This window comes from Psychrobacter sp. I-STPA6b (assembly GCF_020662265.1).
Lineage (GTDB): Bacteria > Pseudomonadota > Gammaproteobacteria > Pseudomonadales > Moraxellaceae > Psychrobacter.
This window is the reverse complement of sequence record NZ_VEWM01000009.1, coordinates 1-941: the sequence shown is the minus strand read 5'-3', so window position 1 is coordinate 941 and position 941 is coordinate 1. Positions and strand designations below refer to the sequence as shown.

The 941-nt window shown below is 47.1% G+C and carries 1 protein-coding gene; it reads right to left on the bottom strand.

Features of this window, described 5'->3' with window-relative positions; translation table 11 throughout:
• On the bottom strand, nt 1–941 hold a 941-nt coding region (locus tag FHK88_RS14465; RefSeq protein WP_227428783.1), incomplete at both ends, for a hypothetical protein.

Below are 941 nucleotides of genomic sequence, written 5' to 3'. Positions count from 1 at the left end.
TCTCTTCCCCCCCCCCTCCCCCTCCCTCTCTTTTTCTTTTCTTCTCCCCCTCTTTCTTCCTCTCTTCTCTTTTCTTTTTTCTCTCCCTCCTCTTCTTCTTTCCCCTTCTTTTTTTTCTCTTCTCCCTCCTCTTTTTTTCTCTTCTTTCTCCCCTCCTTTTCTTTTTTTCTTTTTTTTCCCTCTTCTTCTCTTTTCTTTCCCTCTCTTTTTTTTCTTCTTCCCTCCCCCTTTCTTTCTCTTCCTTTCCTCTTTTTCCTTCCTTCCCCTCTTTCTTCCTCCTCTCTTTTCTCCCTTCTCCTCCTCTTTCTTTCCTTTTCTTTTTCTCTTTCCTCCTTTCCTCTTTTTCTCTCTCTCCCCCCTCCCCCCTCTTTCCCTTTTTTTCTTTCTCCCCCTTCTCCCCCTTCTCTCTCCCTTCCCTCCCCCCTCCTTTCCCTCTCCCCCCCTCCCTTCCTTCTCCCTCTTCTCCCTCTCCCCCCTCCCTTTCCTTCCCTTTCTTTTTTTTCCCTCCCCCCTTCCCCCCTCCTCCTCCTCTTTCTTCCCCTTTTTTCTCTCTCCCCTCTCCCCCCCCCCCTCCCTCCCTCCTCCCCCTTTCCCTCTTTTTCCTCTCTCCTCTTCTTTTTTCTTTTTCCCTCTTCTCCTTTCTTTTTTCTTTCTCTCTCTTCTTTTTCTCTTTCTTCCCCCTTCTTTTTCTCCTCCCTCCCTTTTTTTCTCTCCTCTTCTTTTCTTTTTTTTTTCTTTTCCCTCTCTTTTTCCCCCCCTTCTTTCCCTTCCTCTCTTTTTTTTCTTTCTTTCTCTCCCTTCCTTTCCTTCTCTTTTCCCCTTTTTCCTTCTTCCTCCTTCCTCTTCTCCCCTTCTCTCTCTTTTTTCCCTTCTTTCCCCCTTTCTCTCTTTCCCTCTTTTTTCCCCTCCCTTTCTCTTCTCCCCCTCTTCCTCTTCCTCCT